Annotated in this window: 13 protein-coding genes; 4 read left to right on the top strand and 9 right to left on the bottom strand. The window is 54.7% G+C overall.

Annotation, left to right across the window (positions count from 1 at the left end; translation table 11 throughout):
- Nucleotides 1–80: 80 nt before the first annotated feature.
- Both J0X03_RS05435 and J0X03_RS05430 read right to left on the bottom strand, forming a co-directional pair.
- Nucleotides 81–3,128, bottom strand: coding sequence for an autotransporter family protein (locus tag J0X03_RS05435; protein WP_060660357.1), 3,048 nt, complete (start codon nucleotides 3,126–3,128; stop codon nucleotides 81–83).
- Nucleotides 3,129–3,323: 195 nt separating this feature from the next.
- Nucleotides 3,324–3,638 (bottom strand): putative periplasmic lipoprotein, encoded by a 315-nt coding sequence (locus J0X03_RS05430; RefSeq protein WP_025303891.1) that lies wholly within the window; start codon nucleotides 3,636–3,638, stop codon nucleotides 3,324–3,326.
- 175 nt (nucleotides 3,639–3,813) lie between these two features.
- On the opposite strand from J0X03_RS05430, the gene J0X03_RS05425 reads away from it, so the two are divergent.
- Both J0X03_RS05425 and J0X03_RS05420 read left to right on the top strand, forming a co-directional pair.
- Nucleotides 3,814–4,446, top strand: a complete 633-nt coding sequence (locus J0X03_RS05425) for a response regulator transcription factor (protein WP_047025599.1) — start codon at nucleotides 3,814–3,816, stop codon at nucleotides 4,444–4,446.
- The gene (locus tag J0X03_RS05420; protein ID WP_033644080.1) at nucleotides 4,443–6,224 is read left to right on the top strand and encodes a hybrid sensor histidine kinase/response regulator; all 1,782 of its coding nucleotides are present in this window, start codon (nucleotides 4,443–4,445) and stop codon (nucleotides 6,222–6,224) included. The genes J0X03_RS05425 and J0X03_RS05420 overlap by 4 nt, the downstream gene beginning before the upstream one ends.
- A 97-nt stretch (nucleotides 6,225–6,321) precedes the next feature.
- Here J0X03_RS05420 and J0X03_RS05415 read toward each other — a convergent pair whose 3' ends face one another.
- The 3 genes from J0X03_RS05415 to J0X03_RS05405 all read right to left on the bottom strand — a co-directional run bounded on the left by J0X03_RS05415 (nucleotide 6,322) and on the right by J0X03_RS05405 (nucleotide 10,060).
- Nucleotides 6,322–6,516, bottom strand: coding sequence for a hypothetical protein (locus J0X03_RS05415; RefSeq protein WP_127897174.1), 195 nt, complete (start codon nucleotides 6,514–6,516; stop codon nucleotides 6,322–6,324).
- Nucleotides 6,517–6,675: 159 nt separating this feature from the next.
- Complete coding sequence (locus J0X03_RS05410) at nucleotides 6,676–8,790, bottom strand: peptidase domain-containing ABC transporter (RefSeq protein WP_033644081.1); 2,115 nt, start codon at nucleotides 8,788–8,790, stop codon at nucleotides 6,676–6,678.
- Nucleotides 8,783–10,060, bottom strand: coding sequence for an HlyD family secretion protein (locus J0X03_RS05405; protein ID WP_033644082.1), 1,278 nt, complete (start codon nucleotides 10,058–10,060; stop codon nucleotides 8,783–8,785). Before J0X03_RS05405 ends, J0X03_RS05410 begins: the two co-directional genes overlap by 8 nt.
- 320 nt (nucleotides 10,061–10,380) lie before the next feature.
- On the opposite strand from J0X03_RS05405, the gene J0X03_RS05400 reads away from it, so the two are divergent.
- Nucleotides 10,381–10,698: a hypothetical protein gene (locus J0X03_RS05400; RefSeq protein ID WP_079007635.1), complete on the top strand. Its 318-nt coding sequence runs from the start codon at nucleotides 10,381–10,383 to the stop codon at nucleotides 10,696–10,698.
- 77 nt (nucleotides 10,699–10,775) lie between these two features.
- Here the strand turns inward: J0X03_RS05400 and J0X03_RS05395 are convergent, their stop codons facing one another.
- From J0X03_RS05395 to guaB, 4 genes are all read right to left on the bottom strand, one after another.
- Nucleotides 10,776–12,401, bottom strand: coding sequence for a cholesterol oxidase substrate-binding domain-containing protein (locus J0X03_RS05395; RefSeq protein WP_228287469.1), 1,626 nt, complete (start codon nucleotides 12,399–12,401; stop codon nucleotides 10,776–10,778).
- Between the two features lie 128 nt (nucleotides 12,402–12,529).
- Entirely contained in the window at nucleotides 12,530–13,333 is an 804-nt protein-coding gene (locus J0X03_RS05390; protein WP_033644341.1) for a helix-turn-helix domain-containing protein, read from the bottom strand.
- A gap of 1,099 nt (nucleotides 13,334–14,432) precedes the next feature.
- Nucleotides 14,433–16,010 (bottom strand): glutamine-hydrolyzing GMP synthase, encoded by a 1,578-nt coding sequence (gene guaA, locus J0X03_RS05385; RefSeq protein WP_021504498.1) that lies wholly within the window; start codon nucleotides 16,008–16,010, stop codon nucleotides 14,433–14,435.
- 103 nt (nucleotides 16,011–16,113) lie between these two features.
- Nucleotides 16,114–17,577: an IMP dehydrogenase gene (gene guaB / locus J0X03_RS05380; protein WP_004941460.1), complete on the bottom strand. Its 1,464-nt coding sequence runs from the start codon at nucleotides 17,575–17,577 to the stop codon at nucleotides 16,114–16,116.
- A 170-nt stretch (nucleotides 17,578–17,747) separates the two neighbouring features.
- On the opposite strand from guaB, the gene xseA reads away from it, so the two are divergent.
- Entirely contained in the window at nucleotides 17,748–19,124 is a 1,377-nt protein-coding gene (xseA, locus tag J0X03_RS05375) for an exodeoxyribonuclease VII large subunit (protein ID WP_033644342.1), read from the top strand.
- Nucleotide 19,125: the final 1 nt, after the last annotated feature.

Genomic DNA, 19,125 nt, shown 5'->3' with positions numbered 1-19,125 from the left:
TCACGGGAAACTTAATGCCCACCATAAAAAAGGCCCGCATCAAGCGGGCCTGAAAGTACCAGAGAAGTCTAGAGGAAAAATCAGAACGACCAGCGCAGGTTGGCGTTGACCGAATTGACGCGGGTATCGGCGCCGAATTGCCCCTGATAGCCAACATCCAACGTCGCAGCGCGCGACAGCTTCACGCTCACGCCGATATCGCCCACCATCACGTTGTCATCCACGGCCTGGCCCTGAGTAACGAACGCGTCGCTGCCGGCAAACGCCATGCGCGATGAGGTGTTCTTATCGCCGTAGGCATGTTGCCAGCCGAGCGAGCCGTAAAGGCTGACGTTCTTCGGCAGTTCAGTCACGCCGCGCACCCCGAGCGTGGAGTAGAAGGTGTCCATCGTTTCATTGCGCACGCTCAGCGCCGCCGCGCCACCCGACTCCTGGAAGCTGTCGGTATGCAGGCGGATGTAGCTCAGGTTGATGAACGGTTCGACGTTCATCTCCGGTTGGCCGAAACGGTAACCCGCTTCGGTGAACGCCAGCAGCGAGTTCGCGTCATAATCCGACTTCAGCCGATCCGAGAAGCCGCTGAAATCGACGTTGCGCTTGCCTTCAATCTTGTGCCAGGTGTAACCCAGCGCGCCGCGCAGCGAGAACGCATCCTGTTGCCCGGCCGCATACAGGCCGAGGTGGTAGTTGTCGGTATCGGCCTTGGAGCGGCGGCTGTCGACGTCATAATCGCCGCGGCTGTAACCGAAGTAACCGCCGATGCGCACGTTATGGTCCGCCAGCTTGCGATCCGCCCCCAACAGGAAGCCGGTGGTGTTGCCATCCAGCTTGCCCACGTTGCCGTTGCCGCTGTTCCTGCCCCAGGAACTGAAGGTCTGGCCCCAGACGCCGCTGTTTTGCGCCTGCGCCGGTTGCACCAGCGACATCGCCAACGGCGGTATCGGCAGGCTGTCATTGTCGAACAGGCGCAGCATGCGCTGGTTCAGCACGTTGAACAGCTGGGTGCTGCCGGCGATCAGGTTAGACTGCATCGACGGATAGACTTCGCCGGACAGCTGATTGAACGCCTCGCGCGCTTCCGGCGCGCTCAGCAGCAGCAGCGAGTTGTACAGCGCCAGTGAAGGACCGCGCTGCGCCAGCGTAGAGAGCGCGCCGGCGGTATTCCACTGGTTGCCGCTCTCGGCCACCGTTTGGAAAATGCCCGGCTTGCCGCTGCCTGGATTCTCGCCCCCCGGATTTTCCCCGCCAGGGTTTTCTCCGCCCGGATTCTCGCCCCCTGGATTCTCACCGCCAGGGTTTTCTCCGCCCGGATTCTCACCACCTGGATTTTCCCCACCCGGATTCTCGCCGCCTGGGTTTTCACCGCCCGTGTCTTTCTGCGCGATAGTCAGATCCACGGCGTTGGCGCTGTGTTTTAACGCCACATCGAGGAAGGCGGACTTGGAGACCGCCGACGCGAACTGGCCGTCAATACCGCCGTCCGAGGTCAGAATGCGGTAGCTTTGGCCGGTTTTATAGCTGGTTTGCGGATCCAGCGCCGTAACCTGCACCTTGGCCCGATCGCTGATGGTGGTTTTGCCCGCCACCAGCAGTTGATCGCTGCGGCCGTCGCCGGCGATATCGACGTCATAGAAGGATTCGCCGATAAAGTTCAGGTAGCGTTTCAGCGTCAGCGTGCCGATATTGCCGTCGCCGGGCGAGATATGGCCGCCGGACTGGATCTCGGTCTGGCCCAGCGTGCCGTTGCCGCCCAGCGTGCCGCCGGCCTTGATCGACGCGGCGCTGCTGTAGCCCAGCCCGTTATTGACGTCGGTGCCCGCCGTCGCGTTAAGGATCAGCGTGCCGCCGTTCTCGGCGCCGAGGGTTTGGATCTCGAAGATGTCGTCTTCTTTCTGGGTATTGATGTCGCTGGCGATGATGAGCTTGCCGCCGCGCGCGGTGACGTTCGCCTGCAGCTCAGAGAGATCGCCGTTCAGCGTCGTGTGCCCGGCGCTGTTGATCACCTCGCCTTCGCCGCTCATCTTGTTGCTGAAAACGTAATTGCCGTCGGTATGGTTAAAGTACACATAGCTGCGGAACAATCCGCCTCGCAGGGCGATCGCCGTCTGGGCATCGATAGTGCCTGCAGCGCCCGCCGCGCCGAGCGTCGGTTCGGTTAACCCGGTGCCGGTGTCCATATTGCCGCGGCTGCCGATAATCAGCGCGCCGCGGTTCGAGCCGGAACCGGTCTTGCCCAGCACCACTTCGTTGCCGCCGGCGGAGAATGTCCCGCCGTCCATGACCGCCAACACGCCGTTGCCGTAATCGCCGACGTTGACGCTGCTGCCGCTGGTAAACCGTGAGCCGTTGCCGGCGATCGTCAGCTCGGCAGTTTTACGCGCGCCTGAGACGCCCGCCACCTGAATATTACCGACGTTGACCGCAGCGCCGTTCAGCACGTCCAGATCGCCGTAGAGCGTGAGCGCACGACCGACGTTCCACTGGGAATTGGCCCCCTTGACCGTGGCTTTCGGGCTCAGCGTATCGGTCTCACCCGGCCCGCTGCCATTGCCGATGCGTGCGTCAAAGGCGGTGTTCAGCACCGCGCCGTCTTCAATCGCCAGCGTGGAACGTGCCCCCAGATCGGTGCCGACGCTGAGAAAATTGCTGGTAACGCGAGAACCGGCGCCGGTGGCGATAAGGTGGCTGTCATAGCCACGGGTGGTGCCGACCACGATCTCTTTCGCGCTGGCCAGCGCACCGTCTTCAACCCGCAAAGTGCCCCGCCCCAGATTGAGGCCGCCGCGCAGCACGAACTGATCGTTCACCGCATTCAGCTCGGCGTTCGGCCCGCGGACCGTGACTACGCTGTCATGGATTTGGCCGTTGAACATCCGGCCGATATTGATGTTATAGGCGCTGATCTTGCCATTCTCGATCAGCAGGTTGCCGCTTTGGTTACGGCCGACGTAAACGTCCCCGGTGTAGGCCAATGATTCGGTAATTTTTGAGTCGCCGTCAAAAATGGCATCGTCTGCGCGAGCGATATCGGCGGGCGCCAGCATCAACAGCGGCGCGGAAAATAGAGCGAGGTAAAGTTTGGAAAGCGGTGTTTTAACCGCTAAAGAATGCGATGTCGTGTCATTCACGGGCTATCTCCGTACTCGTTAGCGTGATGTCGCGGAATGTATTGTTATAAGAAAACTCAATGCGCTAGAGGAGGTATGAGGCGTTATTCCGCGCACGCAGGTTTATTGATCGTCGAAGCAAAAGCTTATTGCCCCCCGGCGCTGGCGCTCCGACGATGGAAAACCAGGAAGCGGCAATACCGCCTCCAAAGCGAATTATTTATGGGTGACTACCGGTGTACAGGTCGGCGCGCTCAGCGACGGCGAGGAGCCTAAAATTCCCGGCATCATCAGCGATGAACAATCGAAAATTCGGCCTTTTTCCGTGGTGGCGCGATAAGAAAGTTTTTGGCCGCCCAGCGCATCCGGCTGCGCGCCATTGACATTGGTCACGGTAATTTCGTCCGATGAACCCAGGCCCAGCATTTTAGCGGTTTCCGCCTGCAGCAGCGGAATGGCCTGATCGGTTTTCAGGGTGGAACAACCGGCTATCATCATCGTAACGGTTAAAGCGATAAGTGGTTTCTTCATAAATTATCCTTTATAACCAATCAGTTAAAATTACCGATTGGCTTTATGTTTTCTCTTATCCAAATCCTCGAATAATATATTTCCCTTTCCTAAACGAAAAAACCCTCCTAAAGTAGGGAGGGTTGATAATAACTCATCAGACCTATCTGATATTTGAAGGCGAAAGGAGAATCCTTTGGGGCAGGATTATGCGTTGGTCGTTGATGACCATCCATTGGTAGCAAGCGGCATCGCTAATTTTCTCAGCACGCATTGCCGATTCAAACAGGCGCATGTGGTGACCACAGAAGAGAATTGCTACCGTCATATTAGGGAAAATGGCCCGCCGCGTTTACTGGTGATCGATTTTTGGCTCTCTTCCGGTACGGCGTTGAAATTACTCAAAGAAGTAAAGCAACTTTATCCTCAGGTGCGGATCTTGGTGGTTAGCGGCGACGAGAATAACGATATCTGGCAGAAAGTGCACACTGCCGGCGGGCATGGATTTGTATTAAAAAACGAACCTCCTGAATTATTCGCCAAGGCGGTCTTTGCGCTGAACGATAATCAGGAATGGTTTCCTGACGGGAATGAATTCGCCGTTAAAAGCAACAACGAGCATTTAAAAAAATTTAATTTAACCCCACGACAAATTGACGTATTAAATATGATGATGCGCGGCCTGCCAAATAAAAGGATCGCCGCGCAGCTGTCTATTTCCGAACCCACCGTCAAAGAACACATCAGCAATATTTTGAAAAAGATCGGCGTCAACAGCCGGGTCGAAGCCATTACGCTGTTGCACGGCAAACGGGAGCCGTCGCAATGAGGTTTTTCCAGAATTTACAAAATGATGGCATCTCACCACGCGCGCAGATCCGCCTGCTGGACAACACCTTCATGCGATTGGTGTTCAGCTTTACCGCCGTACCTTTCGTCGGCATCCCTTTTGCCATCTGGATTTATTTGCTGGGGGATGAACTTGGCCCAACCATTGCCTGGATCATGGTTTACCTGCTATGCGCCGTGGCGATCAGAATATGGCATCGGCGCTACCTGCGCGAGGCCAAAGAAAATGATGAAGACACCGTGCTGCGCCGCTGGCTGCCGCGCATTAATAAGGTGGCCTTTATTCACGGGCTGGGGATCTCCTCACTCTATTTAATTACCCCGCAGACCCATAACTTTGACTTTTTCCTGCTGCTCAATATCAGCATCGCCGCGATCGTCGCCGCCAACGCAACGCATCTGACGCCCGTCATCAGCACCTTTACGCGTTTTTTCTTCGCCTCCTGGGGGCTGCTGAACCTCGGTATCATCTGGCGGCTGGAAGACGTGATGTTCATCGTGCTGATGCTGAACTTGCTGTACGGTTTCGCCATTTATCGCCACGCGTTAACCTCACATGCGTTCTTTATTCAGCAAGCGCTGCTCGAAGAGCAAAGTTCGCGCCTGGCGGAACAGTTCCGCCAGGCCAAAGAAGAGGCGGAACAGGCGCTGTTGGACAAGAACCAGTTCCTGACCACCGCCAGCCACGATCTGCGCCAACCGGTGCACGCCATGGGTTTTCTGATCGAAGCCATCATCCACAAAAACCGGGACGACAGCCTGACGCCGCAGCTGCTGGATCTGCAGCAGAGCGTGCGCTCAGTGCATCTGATGTTCAATTCGCTGCTTGATCTCAGCAAGATCGAATCCGGCAACGTGCGCACCGCCGCCACCCATGTGGATATCGGCGCACTACTCGACTCAGTGATCACCCTGTTCCGCGAAGAGGCCAACAGCCGCTCGCTTGCGCTGCGCACCTGGCGGCCCAGGCGGCGCATCAGCGTGATGGGCGATCCGCTGCTGGTGCGGCAATCGCTGATCAATCTGATCCAAAATGCCCTGCGCTACACGCAACGGGGCGGCGTACTGATCGCCATCCGCCCGCGCGGCGCCGAGTGCCTGGTGGAAGTGTGGGATACCGGCGTAGGCATCGCCGACGAAGAGAAAAGCAAAATCTTCTCCCCTTACTACCGCCCCGAGCTGGCGTGGAAGATAGACAGCGCCGGGCACGGGCTGGGGTTGGCAGTGGTAGCGCGCTGCGCCAAGCTGATGAAGGTGAAGTACGGCATGCACTCCGTCGAGGGCAAAGGCTCGCGCTTCTGGATGCGCTTTGCGCAATACCTCGGCGAAGACAAAGCGCCGGAGAGCGCGGCGACGTACGACAACACCGCCACGCCCACCCGCTACGCGCCGCTGCGGGGATCCTGCCTGGTGGTGGACGACGATCCTTTGGTGACCTCCGCCTGGGAAAGCCTGATGAGCACCTGGGGCATCACCGTGCGCTGCGCGGCCTCCGCCGAGGAAGCCTTCGCCATCGTCGACGACGGCTTTACGCCGTTCGCCGTGCTGTGCGATCAACGCCTGCGCTCCGGCGAGAGCGGTTTCGACATCCTCAAAGCGTTGTTCGAACGCCTGCCGGACGTGAGTGGCGCCATGGTCAGCGGCGAGTTCAATTCGCAAGTTCTGCAAGAGGCCGAGCAGGAAGGCTATCTGGTGCTGCGCAAGCCGCTGGAACCGGCCAGGCTGCATGCGCTGTTGACGCAGTGGGGGGCAAGTTAACTACACAGATGGCGCAGGTTATCCGCCAGCAATAAGACAGGCTCAATGAATAAAACATTAAGCCTGCCGCATTTTACGTGGCGTTATCTAAATACGATTAATCGCATTTAGGCGGTTCTGGTTTGCAGACCGGCGGCTCAGGTTTACATACCGGCGGTTTTGGCGTGCAACCGCCCCAGGCATTATTCCACGCGTTTCCCCAGCTGTTAACAACCTTGCCGATAATAGCCAGACCCAGGCCAATCGTTGCGCCGTTCACCTGCTGAACTTCTGTTGAGTTTAATTCTCTCATTTTTCATCTCCATTCACTAAAAAGAATCAATTAAAGAAGACTGCTTTTTATGAACCGTCGGTTCACGCTTTAGGTATAAGGTGCTCGATAAATTAACTCAATAACGAAAATCTTAATTAAAGATGAAATAAATATAAAATTTTATATTTCATCAAACAACTACGCCATTGCATTTACAGGTTGCAATGTAATTACCCGATCTGCCGATGCAATCGTCGATGGCCGATGAGCAATGATAACGCGGGTCATTTTCAACGAGGATATGGCTTCGTTCACCCTTTTTTCATTGTCCAGATCCAAATGACTGGTGGCTTCGTCCATAAACAGAATACTGGGCCTTCGATATAACGCGCGGGCGATAAGCACCCGCTGTTTTTGCCCGCCGGAAAGACTGCCCCCCAATTCGCCCACCAACGTTTCATATCCCATCGGCATTTTCATAATATCGTCGTGAATATTGCAATGCTTGGCGCATTCAACGATAAATTCCGTATCGGGATGAGCATCAAAACTGCATATGTTCTCGGCAATTGAACCGGCAAGCAGTTTATCTTCTTGCAATACACATGCGATGCACTCCCGATAATTATTAATGCCGATATCATGAATGTTAATGCCGTTGATAAACAAACGCCCTTCCGTCGGTTCCAACAGCCCGCACATCAGCTTCATCAACGTGGTTTTGCCGACGCCTGAAGGCCCGACGATCGCCACGCTTTCTCCCGCCGCGATCTGCAGGCTGAGCCCGGGGATCACTGGGCGCGAAAGGCTGTCATATTGATAAAGCAGATCGCGCACTTCAAAAGTCACCGCCTCGTTGGGATTGCATATCTTGCGATAGGGCTTTTCTTCCTCTGTCGTAGAAAGCACGATGTCCGCCAGCCTTTCATTATGCAAATTCAGCATTCTCAGCCGAATGACCATATCGATAAGATTTGACGCGCGATCGGAGAATTGCCCCCGATAGGCATTAAAGGCGACAAACATGCCTAATGTCATTTGACTGTCGATCACTAAAGACGCGCCCAACCACAAGATAACGATTTGATCGCAGGCCGCAAGAAACGCATTCACGCCGCCAAAGAACATATCGAGCTTCGTCACCCGAATATTGGCGTTTGCCGTATCGATATTTAAATTTAACCAGAATTGCGAACGCGTTCCCGCCAACCCCAACGACTTCAGCGTCGCGATGCTGTACAGCGTCTCCATAAAATGTGAGCTGGCTTTCGCCGACTTCACCAATTGCTCCTCGGACGCTTGCCGATAATAGCGATAGGTCGAAAGGCGCAGCAGAACATATAAGACCGTAAAGCCGGAGGCTACCCACACCAGCCAGCCACCGTACATGAACATCATGATAAATACGCCGACCGACATGATGCCATCAATGATGCTGGAAACGATACTGGTGGTAAACGTGGTGCGAATGGCGTCCAACGAGCCAAAGCGCGATTGAATATCACCCAGCTTGCGCTTTTCAAAATAGGCAAGCGGGAGCTTCATCAGATGATCAAACAGCCCTGATTTCCACTGTATATCGATAAGCGCGCCCATCACGATGGAGATCCACGAGCGAAACATCGAAACGCAGGTGCGGAACAAGATAAAAAACAGTAAACCGACGCAAATAATGACCAATAAATTATGGTCGCCGGCCTGGATGACGTGGTCCATCACCAACTGAGTCCCGACGGGCATCAGCAGGTTGACGGCCTCAATGACCAGCGACAGAGCGAAAATTTTTACCAGCGCGCTTTTAAGACCGGTGACATTGCTGAGCAGTTTCCTAAAGTGCAGGCGATTTTTCTGCACCACAGGCGTGAATTCACTGCTTGGCCATACCTCTAAAGCGATTCCGGTAAAATGAAGGGAAAACTCCTGCAGGCCGATAACCCGGCGGCCAAATGCCGGATCGTGCAGGGTTATCCGTCCACCGCGAATGTTGACCAGGACCACAAAGTGATTCATATCCCAGTGCAATATGCAGGGCCTTTTCACCTGGTGAATCTCATCCAGGCTCAAGGATAGAGCCCGCGTTTTCAAATTGAGATTCTCGGCGATCGCGATCAGCGAGCTCAGGGTGGCGCCGCGGGCCGAGATATCAAACTTCTGGCGCATCGACAGCATATCGATGTGCATGCCGTAATAGCCGCACACCATCGCTAAACTGGCCAGCCCGCATTCGGCGGCCTCCGTTTGCAAGACCTGCGGCACTTTTCTTCTGAGCGACAGGTTCAGCTTGCCAACGATATTCTCATAAACTTTATTCACGAAGTGGCCCCGACACACTGTTTTTCATGTCATAAAATGGCGCGAACATCCATTGGTAGATGGGTCTTTTCTCCAGGAAAAGCGTGGCTTGCGCCTTCATGCCGCTTGAAAGGTTCAGCTTCTTTCCCTGATAGCCGAATTGCGTGTTATCGATAGCCACCAGCACTTTGTAGTACGACTCAACCAGTTCAGCCGATTGTCGAGTTGGCGAACTGCTGTAAGTGGACATTTCCTGAATCGATGCGGGAACATAAGCGATGCTTTCGATCACGCCGGGAAACTGACCAAATTTTTCATACGGGAAGGCGTCATAGCGAACGTTGATGTGATCGCCTCGGCTCACGTAAGGCACGCTGCTGTTGGGCAACCATAAAACCAAATAATAGATGGCATGATTACTGGGGATTAATTGCGCCAGGCTGTCTCCCGTATTGACCATTTGCCCAGGCGTCACGCTGAGCGATTCAACGCGCCCGTCCGCCGGCGCATTGACAATCAACGAGCCGCTGGCGTCCGCTTCGGCCAGCTGCCGCAGGAGATCATTGCGCTGAAATTGATATTGTGAGATTTGATTATCGAAATCGGACGCTCTTGTCGCGAGATCGCTATTCAGGTTAGTTATCTGCAAAGACTCTTGAATGCTTTGGTTATAGAGACTGTGGAACGTACTCTGCTGCTGATAGTAGAGGTAAACCTGGTTATTCAGCTGATCCCGATTAATGAGCCCCTTACTGCGATACTCATCGTAATTTTTCATGGTTTCGCGCATGAAGTTAACGCCGTTGCGTGAATTTTCGACCATCTGTTTGGACTGGCTGTGCGCCAGTTTATATTGGTCAATCTGCGCTTGCAGATTGACCAGGGTCGTTTTCTTGTTCGCCTCCAATTTGGCGATGATGCTATCGACCTGCGCCAGTTGATTTTCTATCGCCTGCCGCGTGCTTGCGCTGACGGTGCCGGAATCCGTCACCCTGCTGACGTCTATCTGATAAAGATGCTGCCCTTTTTTTACCTGATCGCCCACATTGACAAAGCGTTGTGCAATGAATCCCTGCTGAGTAGCAAATATATTGACCGATCTTGGCAGCGTCGTGACCTCTCCGCCCACGCTGATACGCCGGGTATAACCGCCATAGGTCACGAAAATGATCAGCACAGAAACGAATGAAAGTGAAATGCCCGCGATGACCCAGGCCGGCAATCCTGCAATTAACAATGCTTTTCCTGCCCATTTAGAACGACTGTGCGATAAGGCCTCTTCCCTAAACAAATTCTGACCTCTCCATATATAGCGACACCGTTCATTTTTATCTTATCCCTGGCCCAACACGGCGCTTATTTAGATTTAGTCTTTGTTGGCAAAACCCACAAGTAATAATAATCTTAAAAAAACACAAAACTGCTGAAACGTCACAAAAAGTGCGACCCTAATATTAGCGACGGCGTTATGAGTTGCATATTTCAACGCCGACCTCTTTAATCTAAGCGTATTCTCATCAAGCCGTCATTCACAGAGGCTGCGAGAATTAAGCGGCGAAACGCTTTACGTTTCGTTCCTGAGGTATAGGGATAAAGTTGAAAGGATTTACTATGAAAGAGCTAAATACTGCAGAGATCGAAATCGTTTCTGGTGCGGGGATTATTTCCGATACGGCAAGCTTTGTATCAGGATTTGCCGGCGATGTTATCATTGATACCGTAAAATTGGCCAATGATGCGCTTAATACCCGATTGATCTCTTCCGTAGGCCAAGGGTTCAACGCGATCGGTTTTGGCTTGGGCGCCGTTCATAATGTCGCGGACTCGCTTGGCTATGCGGCATTTAAAAGCGTTGCAGCCGTAGGCTCCCTGCTGGGTGGGGATGCAAGCCGTATCGAATATCATTACGAGAAAGAATGGGGTGCTTGAAAACAAGCGGCTCCCTCTGAAAGGTTAATGATGCTAACCACCTGCCCAATCAGGTGGTTATTTCAATTACGCACTCACTAACTCTTCTGTTTGAAAACCGCTTTGGTCAATGGAGAGGAGAACACGTTGTGCGGATCGTACTTATTCAGCACGTTGCAGGCATGATTCCAACTGTCATTGTTCCCTGCCCCGGCATTAAAGCTGCGCGGAATGTTTTCTTCGAGTACGGTTTTATCCTGCCACGCGGCCTGTGACGTATAACCCCAGCCTTTACTCCACTCTACGCGAACCGTCGCATAGTCGCCCGCATAGTGGCTAAAAATCCATTTTTCCATTTCACTGTAGAATTTATTGGCATCCGGCGTATCGGGCATGGTCAGAATATCCAACCAGATCGCGACATCCCATTCCGGATGGGATTCAACGGGACGAATAGCCGAAAGATCGGGAGCAATGGCATTGGCCACCGCGCTCTCTTTTGCACTGTCCAATCCGGTGACGCGAATTTCAATCGGGCCATTCATCGGAAATGAATTCTTGCGCTGGTAATCGGCCACCATGTCTTCATATTTTTTCGTGAAATCGTGCAATACGTTTTGAATATTGCTCCGCTTCGTGATTATCGCGTAACCATTGGCCGTCACGCGCAGCGTTGTCGGCTTCACATACAACAGCAGATCCTTGCTCCACCCCCACAGATCCGCCGACACGGTGGCCCCTAAACCAATGCTGACCAACTCCATCTGCGCCTTGCCGAGTGTCGGGGTCAGCTCCGGGTGGCCATTATTGATTTTTTTAATGATATCGGAAATTTTAACCGGCAAATTATCCGAGAACGGATAGTTAAATGGACCATTAACCGGTTTTGACACTTTTGGGAAGCTGTCTTCTTGCTTCCACACTTTCAGCCATGGTTTTTCCGTGAACGGGAACCAAATGACTTCAACGCGCCCACACAGATCCAAGAAATGGCTGAAGGTATTTTTTGTCGTGCTTGCAGTGGAAAAAAGATCCGCCGCGGTGACATTAACATAACTTTGACAGCGTAAACGCCGGTTGCGCGGCACCTGCAGCGTCACTTCGCTGATAAAAGCCCGGCCGACATGCACCAGGAATGCCGAGCTCTCCGCATTATCACGCGTAAACTCCTTTAATTCATACTTCGACCGCGCCTGATCCCAGACGACAGCTTTTAGCGACACCACGCTATTGCTCACGGAACCAAAACTGGCAAACTCAGCCAGAGGCTCATCTTTTGCCGGGATGCAGGTTCCATGGCCGCCGATGGCAAGCACGCCGCCCAGGGTCAGATCGCCAGGCGCCGGCGTCGCGTAAAAGCCGAGTTTCTTTTTTTCTAATTCAGTGAGCAAAGCCTGCATTGTCACCCCCGTTTGCGCGGTGACGTATCCATGCTCTCCCACTTTATTGATTGAGATGTTTTTGAATTTTCTGGTGAGGTCGATCAGCACGACATTGCTGTTATCCTCCCCGTTTGCAATAACGAGCGGGGACCAGTTGTGCTTGATGCCAACCGGACGCACGCAATATTTATTCTCATGCGCCCAGTTAATTACGGCCAAGAGCTCATCCGTATTTTGTGGATAGCAGGTCAGAATATGATTGCCGGAGATTTCTTTTGACCAATTAACAAAATTGACATACTCATAGCCCACAGGGAACGTGTTCAAACTAGAACCAGTCATAACTGACTTCCTTTTAAAATTAAAATAGATAGAGATAAAAACGGCAACAGCCCGAGCGCTAATTAATCACCCTGATAAGCACCTCCTTTTCCTTGGGATAATCCCTCTGTTTTACTGCCCGAAGAGCGTCAAGACTTGCCAATATAAATCAACACCTTGACGTTAATTTCCGCGTATTGAAAATTCTTTTCTTTATGCAACTCAATTAAAAAGCCGTTTCTTATTCGCACGCCAAGCAAAGGAAGATAGGCGTCATAGATGCTGTCAAAAAAAACCAGATATTCGTTCAACCTGCCGTTAAACTCGAACAATAAATACTGCCCTCTTATCAACGTCAGATTGCGTGTCTCGTAGTACCCTTTGCTGAGCGTTACTTCCCAACCGGATGAAGCCAACTTTACCGTGCGCATTGACGTATCGGTATTTTTCCCTGTGCGGCTGCCGTATTTCTGTCGTTCCTCTCCTCCAGAGCTGGAAGCATTCATTGAATGATAGAGAAAAAACTTATATCCCTTAAGCAGGTATATGTTCTTGGGCATTTCGATAAAATGATATGCTGACGGATTTTGTATTAAAAAGGGAGGGAGATGTTTGGAAAAGTCCCATTCCTGGCTCGTTCTAAAGTCCTTTGGGCTTTCACCGAAAAAGCGTTGAAAGGCGCGGCTAAAAGCCTGCTGGGAGCTAAAGCCGATAGCAGTAGCCACTTCCAATACTTTTAAATCAGACTGTTTGAGCATGACGGCAGACTTGCTCAGACGCCTATTTCTGATATACGTCGCTATTTTCATTCCCGTATAACGCTGAAACATTCTTTGCAAGTGCCATTTCGAATAACCAGACAAATCCGATAACTTTTCTATCGAGAGATCATGCTGTATATTCATCTCGATCAAATTAACTAGCTCGACCACAATACTATGCTGGTAACTCATAATGACATCCATGCCCTAACAAAACCCACCCTCAGACAACCTGCTCATTGGGCTTTTATCCATTAAAATGAAAAACAAAGCGCTGCCGCAATCATGCAATTAGGATTAGAATGTGAAAAACGATGAACCTTTTATAATTGATTGACAGAGAGATACTTCTTTTTGGGTAGACATCCTCCTTGTGACGTTATTGGTATAATTCTTATAAAGCTTTTCCCTGGTGAAGGCTTTTCCTGTCTCTTTCATCTTGACCAATATCCATCCTGACGTTGTGCAACTAAGCAGTCAAAAGAAAGCATATCCTGGCATCCGTTGATAAATCGTTTGCCTCCCTCTCGGCGGTGCATTTTAATACCCTTACATTTAGAGTAGCCTATGTAGATAGCTTAGAAAATATCAAATGCCAGATAATTACACAGTTCGCACTTTATGTTACGATAATAATTAAAAGACAAGAAAAATCATATAATTAGAATTTCAACTCCAAGCAATGAATGCCGATAAAACGTAGGAATCGCCCTTGAGAAGGGTTATTAAATACAATAAAACCGCTGATTTCCTCAATAAAAACAGAAGGAAAGATTTATAAAATAAGAAATAGACTAATTCATCGCATCCTTCTGATATATTTATTCGTCAGACCAAGTCTTTCAGAAAAATCCCATAAAAGGGCGCACGGAGTCCTTTTATTTTCGCAGAGGATTAATTAGCTACGCCATCGCCCGATGCCGATGAGTCGACGCGCCTCAATACGGCAATTCATTATGTCGCGGCCCGGCGGATACGGTGAATAAAGCCCCGTTATCCGACGACATCATCGCACCGGCGAAGTGCGCGTGGTTGCAGAATACCGTTCTGCGGATAGGCGCAAAGCCGAGATGGGAAACGCAGCGCCTCAGGAAATGAGCCGTAAGCAAAGCGCAGGCGGCTCCGCGCGGGCTGTCCTCTCCGTTCGCCCCTCTCTCAACCCAGCCCTCCTTTCGGAGCGGAGGCCGTCTACGGCACAGGGCGCCAAACATCGGGCATAAAAAAACCCGCCGTTAAGCGGGTTTGGTTCTCATGTGCGGTTCACTGACGCCAGCCTACGCCGGACGCGGGATTACTCCCACTCGATCGTCGCCGGCGGCTTGCCGCTGATGTCGTACACCACGCGGGAGATGCCGTCCACTTCGTTGATGATGCGGTTGGACACGCGGCCGAGGAAGTCATACGGCAGATGCGCCCAGTGCGCGGTCATGAAGTCGATGGTTTCCACCGCACGCAGGGAGACCACCCAGTCGTATTTGCGGCCGTCGCCCATCACGCCGACCGAGCGCACCGGCAGGAACACGGTGAACGCCTGGCTGACTTTGTTGTACAGATCGGCTTTGTGCAGCTCTTCGATGAAGATGGCGTCGGCGCGGCGCAGCAGATCGCAGTACTCTTTCTTCACTTCGCCCAGCACGCGCACGCCCAGACCCGGGCCCGGGAACGGGTGACGGTACAGCATGTCGTACGGCAGGCCCAGTTCCAGGCCAATTTTGCGCACTTCGTCTTTGAACAGCTCTTTCAGCGGCTCAACCAGGCCCAGCTTCATCTCTTTCGGCAGGCCGCCCACGTTGTGGTGCGACTTGATCACGTGCGCTTTGCCGGTGGCGGAAGCGGCGGATTCAATTACGTCCGGGTAGATGGTGCCCTGCGCCAGCCATTTCACCTGCTCTTGCTTGCAGGCTTCTTCGTCGAACACTTCAACGAACACGCGGCCGATGATTTTACGCTTGGCTTCCGGCTCGTCGACGCCCGCCAGCGCGGTCAGGAAGCGGTTTTCCGCCTCGACGTGCACGATGTTCAGGCCGAAGTGGTCGCCGAACATTTCCATCACCTGCTTGGCTTCGTTCAAGCGCAGCAGGCCGTTGTCGACGAACACGCAGGTCAGACGCTTGCCGATGGCGCGGTGCAGCAGCATCGCGGTCACGGAGGAGTCAACGCCGCCGGACAGGCCGAGGATCACGTGGTCTTCACCCACCTGCTCGCGGATGCGCTCAACCGCATCTTCGATGATGGTCGCCGGCGTCCACAGGGCCTCACACTGGCAGATGTCCAGTACGAAGCGCTCCAGCATGCGCTGGCCCTGACGGGTGTGGGTCACTTCCGGGTGGAACTGCACGCCGTAGAAGCGTTTTTCTTCGTTGGCCATAATGGCGAACGGGCAGGTATCGGTGCTGGCGACGGTCACGAAGTCGGACGGGATCGCGGTCACTTTGTCGCCGTGGCTCATCCACACGTCCAGCAGCGGTTTGCCGGCCGGGCTGATGGCGTCTTCGATGTCGCGCAGCAGCGCGCTCTCGTTGACGATTTCCACCTGCGCGTAGCCGAACTCGCGTTCGTTGGAGCCCTGCACATGGCCACCCAGCTGCATCGCCATGGTCTGCATGCCGTAGCACACGCCCAGCACCGGCACGCCGGCGTTGAACACGTAGTCAGGGGCGCGCGGGCTGCCGGCTTCGGTGGTGCTTTCCGGGCCGCCGGACAGGATGATGCCGCTTGGGTTGAATTCGCGGATCTGCTCTTCGCTAACGTCCCAGGCCCACAGTTCGCAGTAAACGCCGATTTCGCGCACGCGGCGGGCGACCAGTTGGGTGTATTGCGAACCGAAGTCCAGTATGAGGATGCGATGCTTATGGATATTTTGTGTCATGTGAGGCGAATTCCAGCAACAAGAGAAAAAGAGCGAAAATGTATGTTTTCGGGATGGGGCTTAGCGCCCCACCCCGGCCTCTCACTCAGGAGAGGTTAAGGCATCAGCCCATGCGGTAGTTCGGCGACTCTTTGGTGATGGTCACGTCGTGCACGTGGCTTTCCTGAATGCCAGCGCCGCTGATGCGCACGAACTCCGCCTTGGTGCGCAGATCGTCGATGGTGGCGCAGCCGGTCAGGCCCATGCAGGAGCGCAGGCCGCCCATCTGCTGGTGCACGATGGCTTTCAGCATGCCTTTATAGGCCACGCGGCCTTCGATACCTTCCGGCACCAGTTTGTCGGCGGCGTTATCGGTCTGGAAGTAACGGTCGGAAGAGCCTTTGGACATCGCGCCCAGCGAGCCCATGCCGCGGTAAGATTTGAACGAGCGACCCTGATACAGCTCGATTTCGCCCGGAGATTCTTCGGTGCCCGCCAGCATGGAGCCGACCATCACGCAAGAGGCGCCCGCGGCGATCGCTTTGGCGATATCGCCGGAGAAGCGGATGCCGCCGTCGGCGATAACCGGAATGCCGGTGCCTTCCAGCGCTTCCACCGCGTCGGCGATGGCGGTGATCTGCGGTACGCCTACGCCGGTCACGATGCGGGTGGTACAGATGGAGCCAGGGCCGATACCCACTTTCACCGCGCTCACGCCGGCTTCAGCCAGCGCTTTGGCGCCCGCTGCGGTCGCGACGTTGCCGCCGACGATCTGCAGATCCGGGTATTTGGCGCGGGTTTCGCGGATGCGCTGCAACACGCCTTCGGAGTGGCCGTGCGAGGAGTCGATCAGCAGGACGTCAACGCCTGCCGCCACCAGCGCATCAACGCGCTCTTCGTTGCCGGCGCCGGCGCCGACCGCCGCGCCCACGCGCAGACGGCCGTGCTCGTCTTTACAGGCGTTCGGCTTACGTTCCGCTTTTTGGAAGTCTTTAACGGTGATCATGCCCAGCAGGTGGAAGCTGTCGTCCACCACCAGCGCTTTTTCTACGCGCTTTTCGTGCATCTTCTGCAGCACCACGTCGCGCGCTTCACCTTCTTTCACGGTGACCAGGCGATCTTTCGGCGTCATCACCGCAGTCACCGGCTGAGTCAGATCGGTCACGAAGCGCACGTCGCGGCCGGTAATGATGCCGACCAGCTCGTTGTCTTCGGTGACGACCGGATAACCGGCGAAGCCGTTGCGCGCGGTCAGCTCTTTCACTTCCTGCAGCGTGGTGGCCGGGGTAACGGTCTGCGGGTCGGTGACTACGCCGCTTTCATGTTTTTTCACGCGGCTGACTTCTTCAGCCTGGCGCTCGATGGACATGTTTTTGTGGATGAAGCCCAGGCCGCCTTCCTGCGCCAGCGCGATGGCCAGGCCGGATTCGGTAACGGTATCCATGGCTGCGGACAGCATAGGGATGTTCAGGCGGATGGTTTTGGTCAGTTGAGTGCCGAGCTCTGCGGTGTTAGGCAGAACCGTGGAGTGGGCTGGAACCAGGAGGACGTCGTCAAACGTCAGAGCTTCTTTAGCGATACGTAGCATGGGCAATATCTCACCAGGGTGGGCTGTGAAAAAGATAAAATATTGCCGCGGCATTATACAGAGCGGAATCGGTTGCCTCCAGCACTTTCTTACAAAAAGTCTTGATTACCTTTTTCAGCCATGTAGTATCGACCAATTAAGTGATTGTTTTGAAATTTGATCTGGGTCACATGTCGCTACCTGTTTCGCCTTCCATTTTTACCGTAAGCCGCCTGAATCAGACGGTTCGCCAACTGCTGGAAATGGAAATGGGGCAGATTTGGCTCTCCGCCGAGATCTCCAACCTCTCCCAGCCCGCCTCCGGCCACTGGTATTTCACCCTGAAAGACGACCGCGCCCAGGTGCGCTGCGCGATGTTCCGCAACAGCAATCGCCGCGTCACCTTCCGGCCGCAAAACGGCCAGCAGGTCTTGGTGCGCGCCAGCATCACGCTGTATGAACCGCGCGGCGACTACCAGCTGATCGCCGAGAGCATGCAGCCCGCCGGCGACGGCCTGCTGCAGCAACAGTTCGAGCAGTTGAAACAGCGCCTGAGCGCCGAAGGGCTGTTCGATCAGCAGTTCAAGCAGCCGCTGCCCGCCCCGGCCAAACGCGTCGGGGTGATCACCTCCGCCAGCGGCGCGGCGCTGCACGATATCCTGCAGGTATTGCAGCGGCGCGATCCGTCGCTGCCGATCGTCATCTACCCCACCTCGGTGCAGGGCGCGGAAGCGCCGATGCAGATCGTGCGCGCCATCGAGACCGCCAACCGCCGCGATGAATGCGACGTGCTGATCGTCGGCCGCGGCGGCGGTTCGCTGGAGGATCTGTGGAGCTTCAACGACGAACGCGTGGCGCGGGCGATCTTCGCCAGCCGCATTCCGATCGTCAGCGCCGTCGGCCATGAAACCGACGTCACCATCGCCGACTTCGTCGCCGATCTGCGCGCGCCGACCCCTTCCGCCGCCGCCGAACTGGTGAGCCGCAATCAGCTCGAGCTGTTGCGCCAGCTGCAGTCGCAGCAGCAGCGGCTGGAGATGGCGATGGATTACTACCTGGCGCAGCGCCAGCAGCAGTTCACCCGCATTCATCACCGTTTACAGCAGCAGCATCCGCATCTGCGCCTGGCGCGCCAGCAGACGCTGCTGTTCAAGCTGCAGCGCCGAATGGAAGACGGCATGCAGCAGCAGCTGCGCCTGGCCGCCCGCCGCAGCGAACGCGTCCAGCAGCGGCTGGCGCAGGTGCAGCCGCAGGGCCGCATTCACCGCTACCAACAGCGCGTGCAGCAGCAGGAATACCGTCTGCAGCAGGCGATGGAGCGCCAGCTCAACGCCTACCGCCAGCGTTTCGGCGTGGCGTGCAGCCAGCTGGAGACCGTCAGCCCGCTGGCGACGCTGGCGCGCGGCTACAGCGTGACGCAAACTCCGCGCGGCGAGCTGCTGAAAACCACCAAGCAGGCGCAGGTCGGCGAGCTGCTGAAAACCCGCCTGCAGGATGGCTGGGTGGAAAGCGAGGTGAAAACCATCACCGTCGCCAAAAAGCCACGCAAGAAGCGCGCGGCCGAGTAAG

The sequence above is a fragment of the Serratia ureilytica genome (genome assembly GCF_017309605.1).
Lineage (GTDB): Bacteria > Pseudomonadota > Gammaproteobacteria > Enterobacterales > Enterobacteriaceae > Serratia > Serratia ureilytica.
Note: the sequence above shows the minus strand (reverse complement) of the source record. Positions and strands in the feature narration are given on the sequence as shown.